The sequence below is a fragment of the Kribbella sp. NPDC058693 genome (genome assembly GCF_042715335.1).
GTDB classification, from domain to species: domain Bacteria; phylum Actinomycetota; class Actinomycetes; order Propionibacteriales; family Kribbellaceae; genus Kribbella; species Kribbella jiaozuonensis.
Genome location: NZ_JBHXSQ010000004.1, coordinates 740,716 through 767,173, shown reverse-complemented (window position 1 = coordinate 767,173; position 26,458 = coordinate 740,716). Strand labels below are relative to the sequence as shown.

The window sequence follows — 26,458 nt, the reverse complement described above, 5'->3', positions numbered from 1 at the left end:
AGCCCTGCGGGCCAAGGGTCGCGATGTACCCCACGATGTGACGCCGGCGGACGTTGCCCGTCTACGAGCATGCGTCCCCGCGGAGCGGTCGACGCCGGCGGCAGCCCCGCAACAACCGGCGGCAGCTAGAAGGCGCAGACGGTTGCTGGTGGAGCCGGAGGCGTAGGCACATCCACCGCCCGGGCCACTCGTCGACAGCTGGCTCGGACGATCCAGCTCCCCACGCTTCGGCTTCGCGCCGACGTTGGCGTTCGTGCTGAGGGGAGGTCGCCGCTGCTCGCCCAGCCACGACCAGCACCTGTGTCCACGAACGCGCGTGACCACGGGGCAGTCGCCACAGGCGATAGCCCACAACGCCGGCGATAGCCGGGTAGGTCCGGCGATAGCCGGGTAGGTCCGGCGATAGCCGGAAAGGATGCTCCGGGCGATAAGCCCGGGGGTGGGTGGGTAGCGGGCGAAGCAGTCGCGCCGAGGAGCGGAGCGACGAGAGACGGCTGCGTAGCGCGCGGGGCGAACCGCAGTACGCGGGGACCTTAGTAGGTGGTTGGGAGGTCGGCGGCTTCTAGGCTGACTAGTTGGTCGGGGGTGGGGGCGGTTAGTTCGGAGAGGCGGTGGGCTTGGCGTTCGGTCATGGCTTGGAAGATTTGGCGGGCGGAGCGGCCGTTGCCGAAGCCTTCGCCTCGGGGGAGTTGCTCGAAGAGGTCGGAGAGGGCGACGCGGGCGTCGGGGGTTACCTCGTACTGATGCCCGCCGGCTTGGTGTTCGACGATCGCGACGAGCTCGGCGGCGGTGTAGTCCTCGAACATCAGCGTCCGGGTGAAGCGCGACGAGAGCCCTGGGTTCGACCCGATGAACCGCGACATGTCGTTCACATACCCGGCCACGATCACGACGAGGTCGTCGCGATGGTCCTCCATCAGTTTCACCAACGTGGCAATAGCTTCCGCGCCGAAATCGTTGCCGATGCCAACAGGTGCCAGCGAATACGCCTCATCGATGAACAGCACCCCACCCAGCGCCTGATTCACCGCAGCAGTCGTCTTCGGCCCGGTATGACCCACGTACTCACCGACCAGCGCAGTCCGGTCAACCTCCACCAAGTGCCCGCGCCGCAGCAGACCCAGCGCCTTCAACACCCGCCCATACAGCCGAGCCACAGTCGTCTTCCCAGTACCAGGGTTACCTGCAAACACCAGGTGCCGCGACAACGGAGGCGCAGGCAGCCCCGCCTCCTGGCGCATCCGGACCGTCTGCATCAGCTTCACCATCGACTGCACATCGCGCTTCACACGATCCAGCCCCACCTGCTGTTCCAGCTCCTCCAGCACGTCCTCGAGCGTCTCGTCGTCCGGCGGCATGCTCTCGGCGAGCGTCCCAACCGGCGTCACGACGGGAGCGCCAGCAGCCGCGACAACAGCAGACTCGGCAACCATCGGCACGCCGTCGATCGTGCAGTCCTCGAACGTCGGGTTCGCCCCGTCCTCCTGCCCGAGCGCCTCAACACAGTCCCGCACCCGCAGATGCTGGAACGTCGGCGCAGCCCCCTTGCTCAGATGCAACGCTGGGTACTTCGTCCCCGTCACATCACAATCGGCGTACGTCCCAGCCGCCTTCTCCGCAAGGAAGATCCCGTTCTTCGCCACCCCCGCCACCCGCAACGCCCGCACCGAAGGCCGAGCCCCCGACCACACCACGAGCCCGGACCCATCGCAGTCCTCGATCGTCGTCGCAGCGATCTCCGCGGCCGCACTACTCCCGACCACGATGCCCGCGGCCTTCCCCCCGCTGACCCGAACCGCCTCCAGACTGGCCAGCCCCTCGCCCGCCAGCTCGATCCCGGTCCCGACCGATCCACTCACCGACGACCCACGGAACCCGGTCGCCACACTCGACTCCAGCCGTACGCCGGTCCCGCTGCCGCCAACCCGGCAATCCTCCGCCTCAGCACTCGCGGCATCCACCACCGACAACCCGGTCAACCCAACGTCAGCGATCCCACACCGCGTCAACTCCACCCGCGACGTCGCAGTCGCATGCACCCCGTGCTCAGCGCCCTGCCGGATCAAGCAGTCCGTCAACCGCACAACCGCAGTACCGGTCAGATGAACAGCGCTGTACGTCGACCGATCGAACCGACTGTCCGTCAGCGCCGCAGTCGCAGAATCCGAGGCCAGCAAGGCATTCGCGCCCGCATCGGACACGATGCAGTCAGCCCCGGTGAGATCCGCCTGATCCTGCACCACCAGCGCACTGGCCCGCGTACCCCGCACCCGGCAGTCGGTCAACACGACCTTCGCCGTACCCGCCGCATGCACCCCCGGCCCACCGGCCTGATCGATCCGTACGTCGGTCAGCGCAGCCGTCGACGAATCCTCCAGCAGCACGCCGGCCATCCCGCTCTGCCGGATCACGCCATCGGTCAACTCCAGCCGACTCGCACCCCGCAGCCGAAACCCGTACCCGGACGTAATGTTCAATCGAACCCGCGAAGCGTCGAGGAACGCGTTGCCGGACAGCACCACACCGATCCCGTCCACAGTGTCGATCACCGTGTCCTCGACCTTGGCCCGCACCCGCCCGGACAGATGCAGCCCGGCCAGTCGCCCCTTCTCGACCCGCGTCCGACGCAGCATCACGGTCGTCACGCCGTACCCGCTCAGGTCCGAGCCCTGCCCAGTTTCGTTGCCCCGAGCATGGATCCGGCCGCCGCTCACGACGCATTCCTCGAGCAACAATCCCGCGCCCGGCGCCACCCCGACAGCAGGCGGCCCGGCGTCATCGGCACCGCGCACAGTGATCCCGCGCAACGTGCATTCGAGGCCCTCAGCAACGATCACCGGCTCACCCGGAACGCCGGAGAGAGTCACCACGCCCTCTGCCACGACGGCAACAGACCGATCCAGCCGCAGTTGCTCGGAGTACTCCCCGGCGCTCACCACGATCACATCACCAGGTGCCGCGGCTCGCAGCGCCTCCGAGATCCGGCGGAACGTTCCGCGCCCCTTTGCGGCCACGTAGCGGTTCGTCACTGCGTCCCTCCCACGCCCGGCGGAACCCACAGACCGGACGACGTCAGCACCGGCTGCGGCACCGTAACATTCCCCGGCAGCACCAGCGCCGACGTGGTCCCCTGGCCCGAGCCTTGGTACCACGACGGATTGATCGACGACCGGATCGCACTGGTCAGGAACACGCTCTGGATCGACTTCTCGAACATCTTGAACGGGATCTGCAGGAAGAAGTCCGCGAAGCCCTGCCGGTGGAAGAACCGCGACCCACCGAACCCGAGCGCAATGTTCTTCACCAACGCCGTGCTGACACCCGACGTGAACGAAGCGACCGCATTGATCGCGCCATCCCCGACCGCATCCCAACCACTGAGCTTCACCTTGTGACCGTCAGCATCGGTAATCCCGAAGATCGCCGCATTCATCGTGCCGTTGACGAAACCGGCCAGCACCGACGGCCCGAGGTTGAAGCCGAAGTCGAAGCTTCCGGCTCGCCACCGGGTAGCGACTTCGTTGCCGGCCCACTCGTTCGACCAGTTCTTGTCGTGGTTGAGCGGACGCCGGTTCCAGTGCTTGCCGCCGTCAACGTTGGACAGACCCATCTTGAGCTCGCGCAACGATCCGCCGAGCTTGGTCTCGGTCAGTGCAGTACCGACGCCGGTCTTGATGGTCGCGCTAACGGCCGCATTCATCAATGACTTCAGCGCATCCTGACCGGTGAACGGCTTGTTCTGCGCCTCGGCGATGATCGCGTTGACGATCAGGTTCGCGGCGAACTCCAGGATGAACTCCTGGGAGAACTCGAGCATCGCCTTCTGCGCGATCACCTTCCACGCCGGTGCGTACCGCGCCTCCCGGAACGCCGCGCCACCCGGAGGTACGACCGTGCTGCCGCGCAGAGTCCAGTCATCATGCGTCATCCACGGCATCCGCTGCGGCTCCCGCACCCGCCGGCCCCAGCCGCGGATCTCCGTCAGCGCGCCGCGGAAGTCGTACTCGTTGCCGGTCAGGTGCAACCGGCCGTCCCGCATCTCGAAGACCAGCCCGTTGTCGGACCGCTCGCCGATGACGTTCCCGTCGCGGTCGTACAGCTTCCACTGACCACGCCACGAATCCGTCTCGAGGAAGTTGTCCCCGGACGGCTTCCGCTCGTGTACGACGCTGCCGTGGTCGAACTCCTTCCACCGGCCGAAGTCCGTCGTACCGTTCGCGATGTGGTACTCGCGGACCCGCACCGGCGCGCCGTCGACGTGCACCGGCGTCTCGCGGACGACGACCGGTGCCGCGCCGTCGACCCCCGGGATCTGGTCGCGGCTGTAACCGCGGCCGGCCTGCCAGTCGCGGTGCCAGATGCCGTCCCCGCTGCTCCAGACCCGTTCCAGATCGGCCGACCCCGCCACCCGGTTGCCGAGCTTGTCGAACTCGCCGCTGTGCCAGCGACCCAGCGACCACCAGGACTCGACGTACCGACCGCCGTCCAGCATCCGGCGATCCCGCACGAGGTTGCCAGCGGCATCGAAGTCGCGGAACGAGTCGTCCCAGGACAGCCTCTCGTCCCAGGAACCGCGGAAGTATTCGCGGTTGCCGCCGCGGCCGCCGATTTCGGTGCCGTTGACATCGACCTCGCGCCAGGTCCAGCGGGACGAGTCGGCCGCACCGATGCCTTCGACGAAGATGCCGTCGCGGTCGAGGGAGCGGGTCGAGATCCCGGTCAGGTTGCCGTGCGCGTCGCGGTCGGTCCAGAGCGTCCGGATGTTCGGGTCCGAGTACTCACGAACCACGCCACCCGGCCGGCTCTCGCGGACGACCACCCACTCGTCGTTGACCAGCTTGAAGTCCTGCCAACTGTCGCCGTTCGTGACCCGCCAGCCGCGGTCCACGCCCGCTTCCCAGGCCACGCCACCCTGCGGATGCGCCGTCGCCGGCGGCCGGGCGTGGTCGCCGACCTTGATCTTGGTCCCGTCGCCGAGCGTCCCGGACGATCGCACGAAGGCGCCCTGAGCGTTGAGGTCGACGATGCCGCCGTCCATCCCGACGTACCGGGTGCCGGGCTGGTCGCCCTTGGCCCAGCTGAAGATCTGGAACCGGCTGTCCTGGCCGAGGTGCGCGACCGGACCGCCCGGGTGCGGGTTGCTCTGGATGCCGTCGCGGAACCACACCGGCGGCCGCTGCTCGCCTTGGCGGGTGACGACCAGCAGTTCGTCACCGAGGTTGATCGCACTGCCCGAGTCCTTGCCCTGGCGAGCGTGCTGCAGCCAGGTGCCGTCCCTCGTGGTCGCGCCATCCAACCCGCGCGTCATCGTGAACTCGCGATACTGGCCGGCCGTCTCCGGTGCGTGCCACGCGCCCCACTTCTGCTGCGCGACCACGGACTCGGTCCCGCCTGGCCGGGTGAAGGTGTCGGTCCAGCCGTCGCCGACCCGCTCCAGCTTGCGGTCGCCCTGGGCGATCAGCGACGCGTGGTCGTCGTACCGGAACCAGTTCCAGCTGCCGTCGCCCTGCTTCGTGGCGAGCACATGCCCGGTCGAGCTGTTGTACTTCTGCAGGCTGTCGCGGTACTCGCGGATCGTGCGGAACGACTGATCCGTGTCGCGCCAGCCGGTGCCCGCGGTGTCGAAGTGCCGCGACCCGTGGCCCGTGCGCACGCCACCGTCGTACGTGATCCAGCTCGTACTGCGGTCGAACCGGCCGAAGCCCAACGTGTCGGTCTTGCGGAAGCTGTCGAGCACCGATCCGTCCGGTAGCCAGCGCCGTTCGAACACCTCGACCGGCTTCCCGGTTGAGCTCATCAGCTTGATCCGCCCGTTCGCCAGACCGGCGACGTCGACCTTGCCCTTGTGGAAGGCGCCGGTGCCGACGGTCGCACCGTTCATCCGCTCCCATGTGTTGTCGGTGCGGTTGACGACGTACGTGAACCCGGTCGGGTGGCCGTTGCGGACGACTGGGAAGCCCTGTTGGGTCAGGTGGCCGTCGCGCCCGAACACGTGGAACTCGCCGTGGCGCGGGCTGCCCGGGCTGTGGACGTCCAGCCGGATCACGCCATTCGCGTCGATGTTCGATCGGTACGGCGTGTGCAGCGCGGTTCCGTCTGCTGCGGTCCAGGTGATCGCGCCGTTCTGGTCGCGGGTGATGCGGCCGCCGACGACACCGAGCGCGTGGCCGTCGAGGTCGGTGACTTCACGCAGTACTGCGCCGTTGAGGTCGAAGACGTCGAAGCCCCCGGCGCGGGTGACGGTGATCTCGCCGGCGTTGATGGTGATGTCGCGGCCCGGAATCGGTTGATAGGCGCCGTCCAGCCGTCGCGCGCCGGTCGTGGTGATCTCGAGGAACCCGTCCTGGCCGGGCAGGTTGACCTGATGCCCGTTCGCCAGGAAGACACCGTCGTTGTCGTAGAGACGGTAGTTGCCGTTGTCAACGACCCGGTAGCCGCCGCCGGGCACGTGCTGCGCGGTCGCCGTCGTACCGGCCGGGTCGTGCAGGACGATGGTGTTGTTGGCGTTGTGGATGATCGTCTGGTTGCCGCCGAGCGGGATGCGGCGGTCGAGGTAGATCCCGGCGCCGTCGAAGGTCCGCGCGGTCCCGTTGGCCTCGGTGACGCGGAAGCCGCCGCCGTCGAGCGTCTCGATCGTCCCCGGCAGGCGCCCGCCTGCGTTGTCGACGAGCACCGGATCCATCCCGTGCGCCCGGTAGAGGAACACCTGCCCCGGGTGCGCGGGGTCGGCCACCCGGATCCCGCTGCCCCGATGGATACCGGTCTGGTCGAACCAGCGCACGTCGCCGATCGCGTCATCCGAGACCCGGAACGTCCCGTCGCCGAGCTGCTCGATCCGGGTGTGCGGCAGTTGCGCGCCGTTCAGATCCGTGGCGTGGAAGCCACCGGCACCGTTGCCGTCGGCAAACCTCGTGTCCTGCACGTTGAACGGATCCCGCAGTACGACGCCGTCGCTGAGATGAGTGCCATCGGCACCGAACCGCTGCATCTGTCCGCGGGTGCCGATGACGCGGAAGTCGCCGCCGGGCAGCGCGTGTACCTGCATGTTCGGGATCTGCGTGCCGTGTACGTCGACGAGCTGCACGCCGCGACCGTCGACGGTCAGCGTGAAGCGGTTCGCATCCAGCCGGACGCCATCGCCCCGCAGTACGCCGTTGCCGTCGTACAGCTGGGTGCGACCGTCGGGGCCGGTCAGGCGGAAGCCGTCGTCGCCGAAGTCGGTGAGGGTGAGGTGCTGGGCGTTGGGGCCGGTGACGTGCGGCGTACCGCCCTCGGGGCGGACGACTGTGTGGTTGTTGAAGGCGCCGCCCAGTGGGTGTTGCTGGATCTGGGGCAGCTGGACGGGGCGGACGATGACCGGTTCCTGGCCGGCGAGGACCTGGTCCCAGGCCCGCGGGTTGTGCGTCATCATCCACTCGGCTTTCTGCTGGACCGTGGAGATCGTGATGACGCGCTGGTCGTTCTTCGTGGCGTGGTTCGGGAACTTGTCGCGGAACCAGCCGGCGAAGTCGCCGCTGTTGTCGGCGTGGCTGATGTAGCCGTTGATGTTCTTGACCGCAGCGGGGCGACCGGCACCGAGATCGGCGAGCAGGTCGGTGATCGAGGCGACGGGGAGCTTCTGCGTCGGGACGAGGTGCTTCAGCCCGTCGGGCACCGTGCGGAACTCGAACAGCAGCGCCTTCTCGCCGCCGATCACCGCGTCGTTGATGCCATGCCCGGCGACCTCGCCGCCGCCGAGGATGTACGACTTGGACTCGCGCCAGATGGTGCCGTCGCCGATCGACGGCATGTCGCGGAGGAGCTTGAGGGTTGCGGCCTTGTCGACGTCCGAGAGGCCGTCGAGCACGATGTTCGGGCGGGTCCGCGGGAGTACGGCCCAGTCGTTCTTCACCGCCGGATCGGTCAGGCTGTGGAACGGCGAGGCGCCGGGGTGGCCGCCGATCGGGATCCCGTGCTTGTCGACCTGCTTCGCGGTGAAGTTGATGATCGACTTCAGATACGTGTACGCCGATTCGACGGCCTCGGGGTTGTCGAGGGTGTTGTGGTCGAGGTTGCGTACGGCGTCGTCGTTGCGGAACTCGGCGTTGTACCAGGGGTTGTCGCGGAGCAGTCGCAGCTCGTTCGTCGTACCGCTGCCGAAGTCGGCTGCCTTCACACCGACCGTCAACTGCTGCCCGCCGAGCGGCATCGTCACGGAGCCGACGTCGTCCAACTGCATGCCGCTGCCGCCGGCGATCACGTGCCGGGTGTTGGTGATCTCCAGCTTGAACCGGCCGTCGGCGGAGACGATCGAGTCCATCGGGTGGTGGTTCGCGGTGTTGAGCCGATTCTTGAACGTGTCGAGCAGGAACTGCGTGGCGTCGTCCCGAAGCGCGATCCCTGCTTGGTCGCCGAGCCGGGACGGGTAGTTGACGAGCTCGACGGTATGCGTGGTCCAGTTGCCGTTGTGCGCGACCGGAAGGTTGCCCGGGTTGCGGTAGATCCCGTTACTCATGTCCTTGGTCACCATCACCAGGGACTCGTCCGTATCCACCTTCTTCACAAACGCAAACACCCGATGCGACCCCTCAGGCATCGCAACCACAAACCCACCCAGTTCACTCTCAGTCCCGAACGACGCCTCCTCAAACACCTTCCCAAACTCCGGAGCCACAACCCGCGGCTGCCGAGCAGGAAGGTGCGCCCCCGGCAACTGCCCGTGCCCCCCAACGGCAGGAGCAGGCGGCGGAGGCGGAGCCAGCTGCCCGACCGGAGGAGGCGGAGGCGGCGGCGGAGCGCCGTGGGTTGTCGGGGTCGGGACGTCGTGCGGCGCCGGCCCATGCGGCTGGGTGAGGTGCGCAGCCGGAGGCTGCGGGGGAGCGCTGTGACCACCGGATGACGGCACTCCGTGTCCACCTGGCGGCGGTGGCGGGGGTGGGACCGGCGAGTGGCCCGCCGCTGGAGGCGGAGGTGGGGTGAGGTGGGTTTCGGGGAGGTCGGGGGTGGAGTCGCCGTGCATGCCGCCGACCAGGCGGGGGCGGTCTTTCAGGGATTGGGTTAGGAGGTCGCCCAGCTGTTGCTGGATGTCGGCGACCTTTACGCCGGGGTGCTTTGCTTCGAAGGCGGTTTTGGCTAGGTCCAGCTTGTTCTGGGCGGTCCAGAGTTTGACGAAGGATTTGGCGCCTACGGACGGACCATTGGACGGGCCGTCGGCGCGGTGGCCGTACAGCCGGATGTCGTGGAGCGCGGCGTCGACCTGAGCCTGTGCCCGCTGGACGTTGACGAAATCGTCCATCTTCGCGCCGACCATCGCGTCGGTGTCCCCCGGCGAGCGAAACACCTCGAAGCGCGCCGCGAAGTCGGCGTCCCACGCCTGGGCGATCCCCTTGCCCTTGCCTGGCACCTGGTCCCACGACGCCGGCTTCGGCATCCCCAGGAACTGGTCGTTGTTGTGCAGCACGTTCCCGCGCAGATCCGTGGCCAGGTTCGCGAAGTCCTGCCCCTTCCACGCCTTGTCGAACTGGTTCGCCCCGTCGGCGGTCCAGATCACCCGCACCGAGTCCGTCTGCGGATCCCGCAGTACCGTGATCGTCAGCTCGTCCGCCGACCCCGGCTTCATCACATGGACCGTGTGCGACAGCCCGTCCACGCTCGTGGTCGCCCGCGTGGTGACATCGCCCAGCCCCTCGAACCCACGCAGATTGCCCGTCTCGAACGACTTCACGAAGTCCCCGAACGCCGCCTCCGACGACATCCCCGGCCACTTCGCGGTGATCACCTCATCGAACGCCGACGCCGGAATCGGCTCCGCCTTCACCGGAATGATCCGATGCCCGTTCTCGACGAAGTCCGGCCCGGTCCGAGTGAACTTCGTCGGCCCGAGCGTGATCTCCCACTGGTCCTGGTTCCACGCCCGCGCCTCGCCACCGCCGGGGTGGTACCCCTCCGGATACGACATCGCGAGCTTGCTCTGATTCGGCGGTACGTCGACCTTGAACACGACCCGGTTCGAATCGACACCGTTCTTCGCCCAGTCGTCCTGGAACTTCAGCGTGCTCGACGTCGAGATCGGCAACCGCTCGATGAACTCATCCGCCTGCGCCGCGATCGGATCCATCGACACCCCGCGGTACACCGTGATGTGGTCCGCAGCCCCCTTGAACTGCAGGTCCTTCGCGACCGTGTCGAAGTTCTTCACCTTCGCGACCAGCGTCCCGTCGGCCAGCGCGGTCGGGTTCACGTACCCGCCGTACCCGCGCTTCGACGTGAACGACCCGCCGGTCACATCCTTCATCAGGTTCTCGACCGCCTTGTTGCCGGACGCCTCGGTCAGGTGGGTCCGCGACAGATCAACCTGCGCATTCCACCGAGCCAGGTCGTCACCGCCCAGATGCGGCGGCGGAACCGGCCGCGCCATCTGCCCAGTCGCGGTGTCCCCGATCCCGTGGAACTCGCCCGATCGCGAATACGTCAACGGCCCCTGCGGCGACGCGACCACGAGCCCGTCCTCGCCGACCTTTACCGACCACTTGCCGTCGACGACCCCGCTGTCGAGGTTCCCAAGCTTGCCCTCGAGCGACACCGGCTTGCCGTCAAACAGACCGCCCTGAAGCGGGAACGACTCACCCACATGGTTGGCCCGCCCACCGAACCCGAGACTGTACGTCCACGTCCGACCGTTCCCACTGATCGTCAGCGTCTTGCCGACCACCGTCGACGCGAACTCCTCCGACCCCGGCCCATGCACCGACACCTGCCCGCCGTTGACGTCGAATTTCACGCCGGCGTGCCCAGGTACGTCGTACGTCATCGTCCGACCCGCACCGAGCAGCCGCGGTCGCACGTTCAGCGAATCGGTTGTGATGTCGTCCAGCTGCTTCTGGATCGCGTCGACGCTCAGGTCGTGCTTGTCCTGGAACGCGTTCTTCGCCAGGTCCAGATCATGCTGCGCACCCTGCAGATCGATATGAACCTGATCGCCGACCGACGGCGCGTTCGACGGGCCGTCGATCCGTTCGCCGTGGATCGCGACGTTCTCGTTCGCTAGGTCGAAGTTGCGCTGCGCCTGCTGTACGCCGGTGAAGTCGTCCATCTTCGCGTCGACCATCGCATCGGTGTCGCCCGGCTTCTTGAACACACCCGCCTTGGCCGCGAGGTCCCCGTTCCACGCCGCGTTGATCGACTGACTCTCGAGCTTCCCATTCGCCCCGTAGTGCCAGGTCATCCCGTCCTTGCCCAGCACCTGCACGCCGCCGGTGTCGAGCGCCCGGATCGTGAGCTGATCAGGTACGGCGGTCCCGTCGAGACTCGTGATCCGGAACCCGCCGTCCGGCTGCCGAATCAGCACCCGGTCGTCGATCCGCGCAAGCCCGTCCGCCTTCGTCAGCCGAACGCCCTGATCAACGACAACCCCATTGCTGTCGAACCGCGTCGTCGCGCCGGTCGACGTGTCCGTGAACCGCAGCCCGCCACCGCTCAACGGATCGAGCCGCCCGTTCGGGCCGCCACCATGCAGGTTGAACTGCGTCACCCCGCCCTCGAACCGCTCGACCTTCACCACCAGCCCCGGATGATCGGGCAGCCCGTTCAGCGGGATCTCGCTCTTACCGGGGCTGAACGTATGCGTCTGCGCCTGCGGTTGCAGCGGTACGTCGGTCTTCGGCACGCTCACCGGCTGGACATGAGCCGTCGGCGGGGTCGTGACGTTCTGCACGCCGGCGAACGACGGCGTATCGGCCCGAAGGTTGCCCGGGGCACCGACCTTGAGATCGGCCGGCCCGCCGGTGACGAGATCGAGCGCGGCGTTCACCCGGTCGACGCTCGGCGGCGTGTTCACCACGTGACCGGTCCCGTTCGTCGCGGGGGTCGGCGTACGCGTGATCTCGTCGAGCGAGAGCCGGAGATGGTTCGCCTGGAAGCCGTGCGAGACGCCTTCGTTGATCGAGCTCGCGAAGTGCGGCGAGATCGTCGGGGTGTTGTTCCGCAGGCCGGAGCTGACCAGGTCGCCGACGCTGGTCGACGCCGGCGTGGCGACGTGCAGCGAGCCGACGTTCGCGGTGGTCGGCGTGCTTACGTTCATCCCCGCGTGCGTGAACGACGTCGCGCTGCCGGGGATCGCGACGTTCTGGGTCACGTTGTTGACGCCGACACCGGGGATCCCGATGTGGTTGGAGGTCGGCAGGTTCTCGACCAGCCCGTGGATGCCGTTCACACCACTGACGCCGTTGACCGACGGCTGCCCGATGTGCGGCGACGGGAAGTTGGTCGTCAGGCTCGACATACCGGCCGTTGCCGGCACATGTACGCCGCCTGGCGTGACCACCGTCGGGGTGTTCACACTCTGCCCGAGGTTGGTGGTCATCGGCGGCAGGTGCAGGTCGTCGAATGCTTTACCGGCGTTGATCCCGGACTCGGTCGCGAAGCCGAAGCCGTTGATGTGGACGGCCGGCTCGAGCTTCGGCGGCTGCAGCATCCCCTTGAAGAACACGTTGACGTTCTCCATGAACGTCAACTTCGGGGTATTGATCGGGATCGCGCTGACCGTGTGCCCGAGCGCACTCACCATCGGCAGACCGAACACGTGCTGGCCGGCCAGGCCGCGCCCGAACACGCCGACCTTCAGCGCCTGGGTGAAGGCCTGGAAGTCGGTCATGCCGAGCGCCTTGAAGGCCCGGATCTCGTCGGCCGCGACCGGCAGGATCAGCCGGGTCCACTGCAGGCCGCCGAAGTGCGCGGAGATGAACTGCTTGCCGCCGTTCCAGACCGTGCCGATACCTCGGCCGATCGCGCTGAAGCCGCGGACGATCGTGGCCGGCAGTTGCGTGAACGCCGTACCGAACTTGCCGAGGGCCCCGAGTGTGATCGAGCCGAAGTTCGCGCCGAAGTTGCCGACCGAGATCGCGAAGTTCCGGATGTTCGAGACCACGAACAGCCCGGTCTCCTTGATCGACAGCGTCGCGATGAACGGCAGCCCTTTCAGCCCGGTCATCGCCTTGAACAGGAAGTCCTTGCTGAAGATGGTCCGGAACGCGTTCGCGATGCCCTTGACGCCGGCGCCGATGCCCTGCGCGATGCCCTTGATGATGCTGAAGATCGGCAGCGCCTTCGTGGTCGGCGCGATCAGTCCGAGGCCGGCCAGGAACAGGTCGAGGAAGCTGGCGTCACCCTTGGCGACGTCGACGATCGTCTTGATGAACAGCGCCAGGTTGACGCCGAGCGCGAGCAGCGCGATCGGGCCGCCGAAGATCAGCGCCGGGATGATCAGGATGATCGCCAGCCACTTGAACGCCTCCCAGAACGCCTCGCAGTCGGAGATCGGCAGCTGGATGTCGGAGACGCCGTTGATTCGGCCGGAGTACGTCGACGCCTGGTCGGACTGGTCCCGCCCGGCCTGCTCGGCGATCCCCTTCTGGGTGTCGCGCTCCGGGTCGTCCTCCTTCAGACCGCGGCCGGCGGCCAGCGCGGCGTCGGCCTTGCGCTGCTGCTCCTCGACCACTCCACGCCAGTCGCGCAAGGCCTGGGCCGAGGTCTCGAACGCGTTCGCGACGTCCTCGACATGCCCGCGCAACCGGTCGTCGACCTTGCCGCGCAGCGCGTCGGCGGTCTGACCGACGAACACGCTGTCGTTGTTGGTGTTCATCACCGACTGGATCGCGTTGAAGATGTCCCGCGCCTTGCCGCCGAGTTTCTGCAGCACCTCGGCGAGCTGGCCGATCGTCTCGGGCTCGCCCGGCGTCGGGTCCCCACCGAGTCCGATGGCGTCCCAGTCGGTCGGCCGTGCCATCGACACCCTCCCTGGTGATCCGGTCTCCACTCAGACCACGCGGCAGCACCCGTCGAGGTTCAGATCGAAATGAACCCGGCCCCGGGCTCGCGCGTGGTCGGAGTGGAACCGGTGGCGTTCGAAGGAGGGGCTGTGCCGGACAAGCTCAAGATGAACTACAACCTGCTGAACGATGCGAAGCGCAATCTTGAAGACCTGGCGAACAACATCGAGCCGACGCTGAACGACAGCCTGTTCGCGACGCTCGCCGGCCAGGACAGCTCCAGCATCCTCGGCAGCAGCGTGATCGACACCGCCATCACCGACCTGCACACGAACGCGCAGGGCACGATGACCAAGGCCGAGAAGGGCCTGAAGCAGCTGGCCGGCTCGTTCGGGTCGGTGGGCGAGGCGTTCCTGCAGTTCGACGCCGAGATCGCCCAGGGCATGAACGTGACCAACAGCAACTTGGCGCTGTCGAACTGGAACCGGCAGAAGGAGCAGTGGGACTACTACCAGGCCCACAAGGACGAGTGCGACAAGGTCCCGGCCGGCCAGAAGAAGCCGGACTTCTGCAGCGCCACCGATCCCGGCCAGCAGCCGCTGGACCAGACGATCACCACCGACCGCGGCAACATCCACACCCACTTGACCCTGGACGACAAGGGCAACGTGGTGAAGGAGGAGACCACGGTCACGTACGACGGGAAGACGTACACGTCGACCACGACGTACACCGAGGACAAGCATCACCTGATCACGGACTCGACGTACCCGGACGGCAGCACGGTGCACGACGACACGCACCTCAAGGACGACGGCAGCAGTACGACGACCACCACGAGTACGGATGCCGACGGCAAGAAGGACACCAGCGACATCGCGCTGAGCGGCGACGGCAGCGGGACCAAGCACTCGACGAACAGCGACGGTACGACGCACGACTACACCCGCGGCCCGGACAACTCCGACGGGACCTCGGCCGACTGGGTCGAGACCCAGGAGAGCATCGACCGCAACACCCCGGACGACACCTACATCCCCGTGACCATGTGAGTCACACCGACCGAAAGGCACCGCAGTCATGGCGTACGACGGCATCAACCTCGAGTACGGCAAGATCACCGAGGTCGCCAACCTCCTGCACAACGCCCACGAGCAGATCGTTCCGCTGATCGTCAACCTGCGGAACAAGGTGAACCACCTGGTCGAGGACGGCCTGGTCTTCAAGCAGTCCAGCGAGGTCATCCGCAACACGTACAACCAGTTCGACACCAGCCTGAACCTCGCCGTCAAGGGCATCGAAGACTTCAAGGAAATGTTCAACAGCATCATGAAAAACGCCGAAGACTTCGACAAGGGCATCAGCGACAGCCTCAACCAGAAGAAGTAGTACGAAGGGCAACTGCCCGGCCGGGTTCGGCGTACAGCGCCGGCCCGGCTGACGCCACGCGGTGGGTTCCGGTGGGGTCGACGTGGAACGTGAACCCGTGGGGTGTCGTCCATTCCAGGGTTTTGAGGTCGACGCGGCGGACGTTCCAGCCGCGGGCGTGGGTTTTGACCCGGTGCGCGTAGCGGCTGAGCGGCGCGAGATTGCGGGTGCTGGTCTGGCCGGCAGCGCCGGCGGGGTGGCGTGGGTCGTAGGGCTGGATGTGGTCGAGGTCGATGGTGCGGTGGGTTTCGCGGCTGCCGTACGGGAACAGTTCGACGGGGTGGGTGAGTCGGACGCGTTCGCGGATCCGGGTGGGGATCTCGTAGGCGTCGACGCTGACGGCGTCGTTGAGGTCGATCACGGGCTTGACGACGTACGGCCCGTGTCCGACGAGTTCGGTGAGCTGGTCGGCGAGCATCGGACCGATTCCCTCGGCGCGCAGCACACCGTTGCCGGTGGCAAGCGTGTGATCGGTGAGGTGCACGAAGACCTCGGTCCGCGCAGGACGCAGCTGTCCCGTCGAGCCTGTGGGATGTGTGTGCGCCGCTCGCCTGATCTCGGCCAGCCGAGCGTCGAGCGCCCGTTGGGCGGCGGCGTCCATTGGGGTTCCTGAATCGGGCTCGGTCCGCGGACCGGGAACGTAGCTCATCGGCCGACTGTCGAACGGATCGGTCGCCGGATCCGGCTCGCATAGCTCGAAGTCGCGTGGTTCGACCAGATCAAGCGGATCGGGCAGGTGGACCGGGTTGGGGAGAGCGGGCACGCCCGACTTCATGGACGTCCTACGGTCGGGTCCGCAGTGCGGGCTAGTCAGGTCGCGGTGGACGGCGGGTTGAGCGGCGTTCGTCGGGTCTGTCTCGCTTGCGGGCGTGCCGTCGTATCGGCGGCTTGCTGGGCGAGTCGCTGTACCGCGCCGGTTCGTGCGCGGGGACGAGGCAGGAGCCGAGTCGGTCGAGTCGGCGGAGTCGGCGGAGTCGGTATCCGTCGGGGTTGTGGGAGTTGGGGGGTTGGGAGTTGGGTGGTTGCGGGCTTGGGTGAGGAGTTCTTGGGTGTAGCGGGGGTCGGCGATGATGCCGATGGCGTCGGCTCGGCGGTGTTGGAGGTGGCGGGTGTCGCCGAAGGTTTTCAGGGCGTCGGCGATCGCGGCGATCGTTGCGTCGTGGCGGATTACTGCGGCGGCGGGAGCCTTGGCGAACAAGGTCTTGTTGCCGTGATCGTCGCTGCGGCCGACGAACACGCCGCGCTCATCAGCTGCCTCGGCGGCCTCGTCGCGGGCCAGTTCGGGATCGGCGTGGAGTTTGGCGGCGCGGATGATCTTGTCGAGGCGGTACGGCGTGATCGAGTCGATCAGCGGGGCGACGCGGCGGTCGACGTACGCGGCGGCTGTTTCGGACAGTTTCAGGCAGGCCGACGCGAGCTGACGCGCCTTCCACGGGGTGGCGTCACCGGCTTGTACGCGCGCCCAGGTGAACGGGAACCGGTGCCGCAGCGCCAACGCCTCGCCGATGAACCGCGCGGCCACCATCGGCGAGATCCCCAGCACGACACCGAACTCGGCGACCGCGAACTCCGCGATCTCCGGGCAGCCTTCACCACCCAGCACCACGGCCCGCTCGCGCCCACCACTGGGACGGCGACCAGGCCGGACGCCACACGCGGACGGGTGGAACCTGTCGGCGTAGATCTGGGCGTGCTCCAGCAGCCGCGCGTCGGCCCGATTGGCCATCACGCGATGCTCGACGGCCGACTCCAGCAGCTCGGCCGTCGAGAGCTCATCCAGATCATTCTCGAACATGTGTTCGATTCTATCTGTTCGCGTCCCATCCTCCAAATCGACCCAGACCGACAAAGGCCCTTATTTACAAGACGAACACGCACGCCGAGAGCAGGCAATCGGGCCTCGCGCGCTGGCGCTTCGCAGGAGTTGGTTGCGTCAACCGAACCAGCTCCAGCAGACGATCCGCGCCGACGCGGTAGTCGGCCTGGGTGCACCCTCGGCCCTCGGGCACCGCTCTCCCAGCTCACCCGCATCTAAGCCGATCAGCGGATGCCTGCTGCCCACGACGACTGCCGCTGGACCGCCGGGCCCAGCCAGGCACTCATTTACTGCTGGAGCTTCAGGACCGTGAGGGGGACCTGGACGGCTACGGGTTGGGAGGCGGGGCCGGTGGTCCAGGCTCGGCCTTGGCGGGGGGTGGAGCGGGTTATGTTGGCGCCTAGGCGGACGCCGATCAACTCGCCGTCGCTGAAGGAGCGGGCCTCGAGCAACAATCCGCTGCGGGCCCGTCGCGCCGCGGAGGCCCAGCCGCTCATGCCGGACTGGAAGCCGTCGGTGGTGGCGGCGAAGACCAGGGCCAGGCCCTGGTCGCGCCCCGAGACCACGATGTCCTTCAGCAGCTTGTCCGCGGCAGACGTCATCACCAGGTCCGCGTCGTCGATCATCACGACCTTCGGGCCCGCGGGCAGCTGATCCAGCGCACCCCGCAGTACGTCCTCGGACGGGTCCGCCTGATCCATCAGCGTGACGTGCGGGTGCCGCGCCAGCATCCGCAGCGGCGACTCGCGCGGAGTCATCACAACCAACGACGACCCACCGGCAAGCAACGAGACCGCCAAGCAGGACAGCGCATTGCTCCGCCCAGACCCAGGCGAACCAAGCACGACGTACGACGAACCCACGCCGGCCAGATCCACCCCAACAGCCCCTACCTCATCCCCACCGATCCCGATCAGACCCCACTGCGGCCGCCGATCCGCCGCCGCGACCCGCTCATAAGCCTCGGCGAACTCAATCGCCGACGGCAACTCAGCGATCCGGAACGGCCGACGCGCAGCCGCCACCTTCGCATCCCGCTTCGCAGCCTCGGCAGCAATCGACGTGATCGCCTCGACCTGCTCCGCACCGCCACCAACAGCAAGCACCGCGACCTGCGTCTCAGTCCCAGTCAGCACATGCCAACCACGCCCAGGCGCCACATTCGACGGAATCTTCGTCCGCAACCCAACGCCCTGGTAATCGGTCCGATCCGCCTGCCGAAGCAGCAGCTTGTGATCGTTGTGCGACGCAAGCCTCCCGCCCAGCAACGACCGCTCCGACGTAGCGATCACATGAATCCCGAGACCAGCGCCCTCACGCAGCAACCGCATCACGTCCTGCTGCAGGTGGTTGTGATCGCTGTCATCCAACGAAGCCGACAACGCATCCCAACCGTCGATCAGCACCAGCACATGAGCCGGCCGCTCACCCTTCGGCAACGCCTTGCGCAGCTCGTTCAGCCCAGCCGCATGGTGCTTGCCGGCCAGCTCCTGCCGCTCACTCAACTCCTGGTTCAGCTTCCGCAGCAGCCGCGTCATCCGCTCCATGTCATGCCGCGAGACGATCGCCCCGCAATGCGGCAGCTTCTCCAACGGCGTCAGCCCACCACCAGCAGCGTCAATCCCATAGATGTGCAGGTCAGCCACACTCAAGTACTTCGCCGCAGACCCAGCCATCGTCCGCAACGTCTGCGTCCGCCCCGACCGCGGCGCCCCGATCACATACAGATGCCCGAAGGTCTCAAAGTCGAGCCCTGCAACCCGCTGCTGCTGCAACGCCGGAATATCCTCCAGCGCGTACGGCGCAAACATCGGCGTCGCGCTCGTATCCGGCAGCTCGTCGAGCAAGATCTGCGCCCCAAGCGCCGGCTTCCACGGCTGCGGCTGTACGGCGAAGTCCGGCAACTCAGCTGCCGCCGCACGCAGCGCCTGGACCAACGCCTGCAGGTCCGTCGGCGCCGGCGCAGCCGGCTGATCCGCCTCCGGCTCAGGCTCCGCGTCCCGATCGACAGCCTTCCCAAGCTCCGTCCACGGCAGATCCGTTACCGTCATCCCAGCCGGATCGGCCGGACCAGCCGGCTCCTCCTGACCATCCGTCCGCTCGGCCCCGACCCACGCGGTCTGGAACAGATCCGCCAGCCGCGGCCCGCGCCGGATCAGCGCCCGCCCCGGAATCCCCGGACTGATCGACGCAGCCTCATTCACGTCAACCACGTCCTGGCTCTCGGCCTGGTCCGTGACCCGGAGCGCGATCCGCAGGTTCGTGTTGGCCCGGATATCCCCAGTCACCACACCAGCGGGCCGCTGAGTAGCCAGGATCAAATGAATCCCGAGCGACCGCCCTCGCTGCGCAATCCCGATCAGCCCCGGCACGAAGTCCGGAATCTCCCGCACCATCGCCGCGAACTCATCGATCACCAGCAACAACCGCGGCAACCGAGCCAGGTCAGCGTCAGCGGCCCGCTTGGCCTGATAGTCCGACAGATCCTTCGCGTCGGCGGCGGCCAGGATCCGCTCCCGCCGCCGCAGCTCCGCCTCCAGCGACTCCAACACCCGCTCAACCAGATGCGCGTCGAGGTCGGTGACCATGCCCAGCGTGTGCGGCAGCCCTGCGCACTCCTTGAACGCACTACCGCCCTTGTAGTCGACGAGCACAAAGGTCAACTCGTCCGGCCGGTTAGCGACCGCGAGCGACGCAACCATCGTCTGCAAGAGCTCCGACTTACCCGATCCCGTCGTACCCGCGATCAGTCCATGCGGGCCATCAGCAACCAAGTCAACGGTGAACTTCCCGTCGAAGTCACTACCCAGCACGAACGACGTACTCGCAGGCCGACGTCGCCAACGAGTCACGATGTCGTCGGGAACCGGCGGTTCGAGATCGAGCTCGTCGAGGAGCTTCACCATCTTCGGCAGACCAGCGTCGTGATCCGGGCTCACATCGCGAACCGGCGCCAGCGACCGAGCGATCTGCTCGCACCACTCCGCCGAGACCAGGTCCGCTCGCACGTTCTTCTGATCCGGGATCCCAGGACGCCGTACGACGAGCGTCTCGTCCTCAGCCAGCACCACCCCGCTGCACTCCTGCGGCAACAGCCGCTCATCCCGATCCAGGCAGACCGCGTACACCCCAACAGCAGGCCCCTCGTTGAGCACCTGCACGAAACCCGGTACGTCGCGGAGCCGGCGAGACCCGTCCGCGATCACCATGATCTCGTTCTCGAGCATCGGCTGCCGCTCGCTCGAGGCCTCCATCCGCCGATGACGCCCCTGCACCTGTGACACCAGCTCGCCGATCCGCGCCGCCGTGGTCGCCTCGTCGTTCGCGATCAGCACCGCCGCGGGAGCCTTGTCCGGCCGCAGCTGCGGCAGCCACCGCACCCAGTCCCAGTCCTCCGCCGTATCCGCATCAGCCAGTACGACGATCCGCAGCGACTGCGGCGAATGCAGTACGGCGGCCTGCACCGTCAGCCAACGCGCCAGGCCGCGCACAGTCGACGCGGGCCCCGCGATACCGAGTACGCCATGCCCACGCAGCGGTACGGCGATCGGCGCGTCCGGGATCGTCCACCGGATCGTCCGGTGGTTCTCCTCCCGGCCCTGGTCGTCGAGCTCCTTCAAGGACGCCTGGTCCGCGGTCCCGACCCGCAGCAGCAGGTAGTCCGGGTCGTGACGGCGGCGTTCCCACAACCGGCTGCCCGGCCGGGTCGCGAGCTGCGCGATCCGGACCGGGTCCGGTGCCGTCAGGTTGCGGATCACGCGTTCACGGGCGACCGCGACGGCGATCTCCTCGTCGAGCGCGGCCTTGCGGGCGAAGTACAACTGCCGGGCCTTGATGTGGTCGACCCGGTTGGTCTTCCGGCTGGAGAAGAAGTTCATCCCCATCATCATTGGGCTGACCAACGTAAAGACGAGGAAGTAGTACGAGTTGAACAGCGCGACCATGACGAGGCCTAGCACCAGCGGCATCAGCACGACCGGCCAAGGGAACGGCCGGTTCGACGGCGGCGCCGGCGGCGGTGGCAGCCGGAGCTTCTCCTCGTCGAGGTGCGGCGCGAGCCGCGGCGGACGGTTGTAGTCGAGGGTGAACCCGTCGTCAGCCACCCGGATCGCGGCCATCGGCTCGAGCTCCCCGCTGCAGCGCAACAGGACCGGCCCGACCACGAGGTCCTCATCCGGCGGCCACTCACTCAGCTGACCAACCGGCACCGTCCCGGGATCGACGGCCCGCTGCGGCTCGGGCTCGGCCTCGAGCTCCTCGTCGCGCGAACGCGTCGCCGCCGTCGCCGCGTCGTCCGCAGGCGGCCCGATCCGCCGGCTCAACACCTCGCCACCGACATCCGCGGTCCGATGCCAATAAGCCTCGCCGCTCGCGCCGACCGTGACCCACAGACCACGAGCAGGTACGCCGTCACCCTCAAGCCTGATCGCACACTGCGGATCAGAGCCGATCTCATGGCTACCCGGCCCGACCCGCCACACCCGCCCGGCCTGCGGACCGGAGACGGCGTGCAGCTCGACAACGACCGGCGCGTGCCCCTCCGGCGCACCCTGCAGCAGATCGGGTACGTCGACCGGCCCACCGACGCCGATCACGCGACCCTCGCGGACCCCCGACCGGGACAGCGGCACACTCGGATCGAGCCGCTTGCGGCCGAGGAACAACGTCGTACCGGGCTTCCCCAGGCCGTCCGCGAAACCGGCGACCGACAGGCCGCGCGGAACCCGCACGATCTTGTCTGCTCGGGCGCCGGAGCGGGACTCGACCGTGGTCAGGTTCAGCTCCACGATGCCGTCTTCCCCTCGTCTGAGGTCAGTGCTGAGACGCCGACGGTGCCGGCCGACACGTCCAGATCACTCAGGTCGTCAGTACTCACGGCCGCCGGGCTGAACGGCACACCACTCTCGAACTCGTGCGGTGGCAGCCGCCGGATCGACCGCGCCACAGCCTTTGCCAACGGCAACGGATCGATCCGCAACCACGGCGGAGCGCCGAGCAGTCGCAGGCTCTGATCAGGCATTGCCTCCAGCAATCGACTGCTGCCGCGAGCAACGCCGAGGCTCAGCATCCGCCGACCCGCCGGCAGTGGCCCGGCCAACGGTCCGACACCGACGACGAACCACGCGCCCAGCCGTCGCGCAGCCTCCTCGAGCGGCATCCCGTCATGCCGCGGATGGATGCCCTCAGCAACCTCAATCGCACCGACCGGCAGGCGTACGTCGAGCTGCGCAGCCATCGCCTGCACCACCGCGCGCGCCGTCCGGTCAACGCCGTACACCGAAAGGGTGCGCGGCCCGGACAGCAGGTCGAGCATGATCACGTACCCGCCACCGGCGTCCGTGCCGACGCAGACGAGCAGCGGCATCTCCCGCACCGAAACGCTCTCCGGCAGGTCCGCGCGGTCGATCCACCACAGCCGCGGATCCTGCGAGTCCGCGCTCCACGGCTTCGGCGGCTCCAGCTCGGAGGCTCCTGCGACCAGCACCCCGATCCGCTGCTTCGCGAGCGCGACGGCGTACGGCGCCATGCCTGGACTGATGCCCGCAGCCGCGACGATCGCGCGCTCGGCCTCTGCCCAACCCTCGCTGTCACGCAGGACCTGGCTCAGCAGCCGCAACCGGCGACGGTATCGACGACGGGCGGCGATCGGCTCGACGAACGCCCGTACGGTCTGCCTGATCTGCCGGCTGATCCAGCCGAGCAACTTCTTCCAGCCGCCGAGCCGACGGACCACGAGGTTGACCAGGATGATGACGGCCAGCGCGATGCCGATGTACCCCAGCACCCCGCGCACGCCGCCGCCCCCGAACGCCGAATTCATGCCGCGACTCCAGTCCAATCGGCGCGGGCGAGCTCGGCCCGGATCAGCCGGACCGCGTTGTGCGCGCGCGACTTGACCGTCCCGACCGGTACGCCGAGAACCGCCGCGACCTCCTCGCCGGCGTGACCCAGCAGGTGTACGCGGGCGAGCACCTCGCGATGGGCCGGCGACAGCCGCTGCATCATCTCGATCAGCACCCGGCGGTCGATGACCTGCTCGGCCGGGTCGGGCTGGCTGTGCGGCTCCCCGAGCTCGCTCGCACCGAGCCCCACGGGTACGGCGCGGCCGTCGCGGCGATGGTGATCGATGACCAGGTTCCGGGCGACGCGGAACAACCACATCCGCACCGGCCGGTTCTGCCAGTCGATCCGGTCGGCCAGCTGCCAGGCGCGCAACATCGTCTCCTGGACCACGTCCTCGGCGGCATGGCTGTCCCGGCCGAGGATGCTGCCGACGTACCGGCGAAGGCTTTCCCGCTCTGCCAGACAGAGCTCCATGACAGTGGTCCGGCGGGCTCGCTCGTCGTACATGGATCTCCCTCGTGGGCGACGCTAAGCGGAGAACCTGGCGTGGCTCAAAATAGGTTGAGAACGCTCTCATGACAACGCCAATAGATGAACACTCAGCAACAATCTGATCTCATGCAGTGATCGGGGTCACCTTTTCGCGCAACGTTTGACGCCGATGGGGTGGCCGGGTGATCCTCGGCCTCAGACACGCTCACCGCCCTTCCGTCCCAGAGCACAGGAGCTGACGTGCGGTCACGCCGATCACCCGGTTCAACCCGGTTCGCGGACACCTTCGCCAGTCGACCCGGCCTACCCCGGATCAGCCGCCTGCCCGACCGGCGCGCCTGGTCGACCACCGCCGTCGTCGCCGCCATGGTCGGCGGGATCGTCATCGGCGCCACCGCGATCTCTGGTGGCGGATCCGGCCCGACGACCACGACCGACGTCGCGTACGTGCCACAGAGCCGGCCGACGGTGACACCGACCGTCACGATCACGCCGACACCGGAGACGATCGCCGGGCCGACGAAGACGACGACCGTCAAGGGCGATCCGCAACAGGTCGTGAAGACCGTCGTGATGCCAGGCGTCACGATCACGCTGCCTCCGACCACGGTCACCGCCAAGCCGCCACTGGCCGGTAAACCGCCGACCGCAACGGTCACCGCGACGACGACCGCCACGGCCACGACCACGGCGACCACAACGGCAACCACGAAGGTCACCACGACCGTCAGCGCGAAGCCGCCGGCGAAGACCACCGCACCGCGCGGCGTCACCACCCAAGGACCGCCGGCGGTGGCCAGCGCGCCGGTCACCTTGCTGAACAACGGATCCAACCGCTGCATCGACGTACAGAACGCGTCAGACGGTGTCGGCAAGGACGGAACGCCCTTGCAGGTCTGGGATTGCAACCGCGGCGCGAACCAGGAGTGGGTCTTCCAGCCCGACGGCACGGTCCGTTCGATGGGCCTGTGTATGGACCTCGCCTGGGCCTCGACCGCGGACGGCACTCAGGTCCAGCTGGTCAACTGCAACGGCGGGTGGGCCCAGAAGTTTGCCCTCAGCAACCAGAACGAACTGGTCAACCCGAGCGCCGGCAAATGCGTCACAGCCGATGCCGCCGGCAACGGAGGCCGCCTGACCCTGCGCGGCTGCACCGGCGGCACCAACCAGAAGTGGCACAAACCCTAGAAAGCGTAGGGGTACGGCGACCAGTCGGGGTCGCGCTTCTCGAGGAAAGAATCGCGGCCCTCGGCGGCCTCGTCGGTGCCGTAGGCGAGCCGGGTCGCCTCGCCCGCGAACAACTGCTGGCCGACCAACCCGTCGTCGATCAGGTTGAACGCGTACTTCAGCATCCGTTGCGCGGTCGGCGATTTCGCGCAGATCTTCTTGCCCCACTCGAGCGCGACCGCCTCGAGCTCCGCGTGCGGGACGACCTTGTTCACCATGCCCATCCGGTACGCTTCCTCGGCGGAGTACTCGTCGCCGAGGAAGAAGATCTCCCGCGCGAACTTCTGCCCGACCTGCCGAGCCAGGTACGCCGACCCGAACCCGCCGTCGAACGAGGCCACGTCCGCATCGGTCTGCTTGAACCGCGCGTGCTCCGCCGACGCCAGCGTCAGATCCGCAACCACGTGCAGGCTGTGCCCGCCACCCGCGGCCCACCCCGGAACGACGCAGATCACGACCTTCGACATGAAGCGGATCAGCCGCTGTACTTCGAGAATGTGCAGCCGGCCGGCCTTAGCCGGGTCGATCGTGTCCGCGGTCGTGCCCTCGGCGTACTTGTAACCGTCCTTGCCGCGGATCCGCTGATCGCCACCGGAGCAGAACGCCCACCCGCCGTCCTTCGGCGACGGACCGTTGCCGGTGAGCAGCACGCACCCGACGTCGGTCGACATCCGGGCGTGATCGAGCACGCGGTACAGCTCGTCGACCGTCTGCGGCCGGAACGCGTTGCGTACTTCGGGCCGGTTGAACGCGATCCGCACCACGCCGGCATCGACTGCCCGGTGATAGGTGATGTCGGTCAGCTCGAAGCCGTCCACCTGCTTCCAGGCCGACGGGTCGAAGATCTCGGAGACAGTCACCCCGTGAGCATATTTCAGGGCTTGGCGGTGCTCTCCCGCAGTACTACTTCAGCCTTGAACGTCTCGGTCGTCACGTCGCCGCCCTCGATCGCCAGCTCGAGCGCTCGCCGGCCCATCTGCTCCAACGGCAGCCGCACGGTCGTCAGACCGGGCCACACGTCGCGCAGCGTCGCGATGTCGTCGAATCCCGCGACGCCGAGCTTGCCCGGTACGTCGACGCCGCGCGTCCGCAACGCGGACATCGCGCCGACCGCCATCACATCGTTCACCGCGAACAGGCAGTCCACATCGGCCTGCCGATCAAGCAGTTGCTCGGCAGCGGCGTACCCACCGTCGCGGGTGAAGTCGCCGGCCTCGATCGCTACCGGCTGCAACCCCGCCTCGGCCAGTCCCTCGACGAACCCCGCCCGCCGATCCCGTGCCGTCGCAAGCGTCTCCGGACCACCCAGTACGGCGAACTTCCGCCACCCGAGCCCGACCAGCGCCCGGGCCAGGTCGGCCGACCCGGTGCGGTTGTCCGGCTCGACCGTGTGCGCCGGCATCCCGGACTGACTGACCAGTGCGAGACCCGCGCCGGAGTTCAGGAAGTTCTCCACCTCGGACGCTGTCCGGGACAGACTCTCGGCATCGGTCCGCCGGCTGCCGATCATCACCGCAGCGCGCGCCCGCTGGGCCCGCAACGACGACAGGTAAGCGATCTCGCGATCGGAGTCCCGGAACGTGCTGGCCATCATCACCAGCAGATTGCGTTCGTCCGCGGCGCGCATCACGCCGTTGGCGATCGCGGCGAAGTACGGGTCCTCGATGTCGTGCACCAGGATGCCGACGACGTTCGTCGACGACTTGGCCAGCGCCTGTGCCTGCGCGTTCGGCGTGTAGCCGAGCTCGTCGGCGGCTGCCTTGACCCGTTCCTGCAGTTCCGGACGGGGAACGCGGTCCCCGCCGTTCAGCACGCGGGAGGCGGTCGCGACCGACACACCCGCACGTTGTGCAACGTCCAGCAATGTCACCGGTGCTCGCAGATTCACTGGCCTACCCTTTCGTGC

Annotated in this window: 11 protein-coding genes; 3 read left to right on the top strand and 8 right to left on the bottom strand. The window is 67.7% G+C overall.

Features of this window, described 5'->3' with window-relative positions:
• Positions 1-533: 533 nt before the first annotated feature.
• On the bottom strand, positions 534-3,029 hold the full coding sequence (locus tag ACFWUU_RS30010; protein WP_380180265.1) for a right-handed parallel beta-helix repeat-containing protein: 2,496 nt from the start codon (positions 3,027-3,029) through the stop codon (positions 534-536).
• Positions 3,026-13,762: an actin cross-linking domain-containing toxin gene (locus tag ACFWUU_RS30005; RefSeq protein WP_380180263.1), complete on the bottom strand. Its 10,737-nt coding sequence runs from the start codon at positions 13,760-13,762 to the stop codon at positions 3,026-3,028. The genes ACFWUU_RS30010 and ACFWUU_RS30005 overlap by 4 nt, the downstream gene beginning before the upstream one ends.
• A 132-nt stretch (positions 13,763-13,894) precedes the next feature.
• Between ACFWUU_RS30005 and ACFWUU_RS30000 the strand changes: the two genes are divergently transcribed.
• Both ACFWUU_RS30000 and ACFWUU_RS29995 read left to right on the top strand, forming a co-directional pair.
• Positions 13,895-14,797: a hypothetical protein gene (locus ACFWUU_RS30000; protein WP_137255554.1), complete on the top strand. Its 903-nt coding sequence runs from the start codon at positions 13,895-13,897 to the stop codon at positions 14,795-14,797.
• A gap of 28 nt (positions 14,798-14,825) precedes the next feature.
• Positions 14,826-15,134 (top strand): hypothetical protein, encoded by a 309-nt coding sequence (locus ACFWUU_RS29995; protein ID WP_137255555.1) that lies wholly within the window; start codon positions 14,826-14,828, stop codon positions 15,132-15,134.
• On the opposite strand, the gene ACFWUU_RS29990 is transcribed toward ACFWUU_RS29995, so the two are convergent.
• The 4 genes from ACFWUU_RS29990 to ACFWUU_RS29975 form a co-directional block, all read right to left on the bottom strand.
• Positions 15,118-16,968 (bottom strand): DUF222 domain-containing protein, encoded by a 1,851-nt coding sequence (locus ACFWUU_RS29990; protein ID WP_202877763.1) that lies wholly within the window; start codon positions 16,966-16,968, stop codon positions 15,118-15,120. The two genes, ACFWUU_RS29995 and ACFWUU_RS29990, sit on opposite strands and share 17 nt — an antisense overlap.
• A gap of 308 nt (positions 16,969-17,276) precedes the next feature.
• Positions 17,277-21,776, bottom strand: a complete 4,500-nt coding sequence (locus ACFWUU_RS29985) for an FtsK/SpoIIIE domain-containing protein (RefSeq protein ID WP_380180261.1) — start codon at positions 21,774-21,776, stop codon at positions 17,277-17,279.
• On the bottom strand, positions 21,767-22,810 hold the full coding sequence (locus ACFWUU_RS29980) for a hypothetical protein (RefSeq protein ID WP_137255557.1): 1,044 nt from the start codon (positions 22,808-22,810) through the stop codon (positions 21,767-21,769). Before ACFWUU_RS29980 ends, ACFWUU_RS29985 begins: the two co-directional genes overlap by 10 nt.
• A complete protein-coding gene (locus tag ACFWUU_RS29975) occupies positions 22,807-23,340 on the bottom strand; it encodes a sigma-70 family RNA polymerase sigma factor (protein WP_380180258.1) in 534 nt (177 codons plus the stop codon). The genes ACFWUU_RS29980 and ACFWUU_RS29975 overlap by 4 nt, the downstream gene beginning before the upstream one ends.
• A 225-nt stretch (positions 23,341-23,565) precedes the next feature.
• On the opposite strand from ACFWUU_RS29975, the gene ACFWUU_RS29970 reads away from it, so the two are divergent.
• Positions 23,566-24,513 carry a ricin-type beta-trefoil lectin domain protein gene (locus ACFWUU_RS29970; protein ID WP_380180255.1) on the top strand — a complete coding sequence of 316 codons (948 nt, stop codon included), beginning with the start codon at positions 23,566-23,568 and terminating at the stop codon, positions 24,511-24,513.
• Here ACFWUU_RS29970 and ACFWUU_RS29965 read toward each other — a convergent pair.
• Complete coding sequence (locus ACFWUU_RS29965) at positions 24,510-25,412, bottom strand: 1,4-dihydroxy-2-naphthoyl-CoA synthase (protein ID WP_380180253.1); 903 nt, start codon at positions 25,410-25,412, stop codon at positions 24,510-24,512. The genes ACFWUU_RS29970 and ACFWUU_RS29965 overlap by 4 nt on opposite strands.
• Positions 25,413-25,426: 14 nt before the next feature.
• Positions 25,427-26,440, bottom strand: coding sequence for a LacI family DNA-binding transcriptional regulator (locus ACFWUU_RS29960; protein ID WP_380180251.1), 1,014 nt, complete (start codon positions 26,438-26,440; stop codon positions 25,427-25,429).
• Between the last annotated feature and the right edge of the window lie 18 nt (positions 26,441-26,458).

Coding starts and splice junctions, on each gene's coding strand:
- ACFWUU_RS30005 (WP_380180263.1), bottom strand. CDS start 13,762: ATGGCACGGCCGACCGACTGGGACGCCATCGGACTCGGTGGGGACCCG.
- ACFWUU_RS29995 (WP_137255555.1), top strand. CDS start 14,826: ATGGCGTACGACGGCATCAACCTCGAGTACGGCAAGATCACCGAGGTC.
- ACFWUU_RS29980 (WP_137255557.1), bottom strand. CDS start 22,810: ATGAATTCGGCGTTCGGGGGCGGCGGCGTGCGCGGGGTGCTGGGGTAC.
- ACFWUU_RS29990 (WP_202877763.1), bottom strand. CDS start 16,968: ATGTTCGAGAATGATCTGGATGAGCTCTCGACGGCCGAGCTGCTGGAG.
- ACFWUU_RS29975 (WP_380180258.1), bottom strand. CDS start 23,340: ATGTACGACGAGCGAGCCCGCCGGACCACTGTCATGGAGCTCTGTCTG.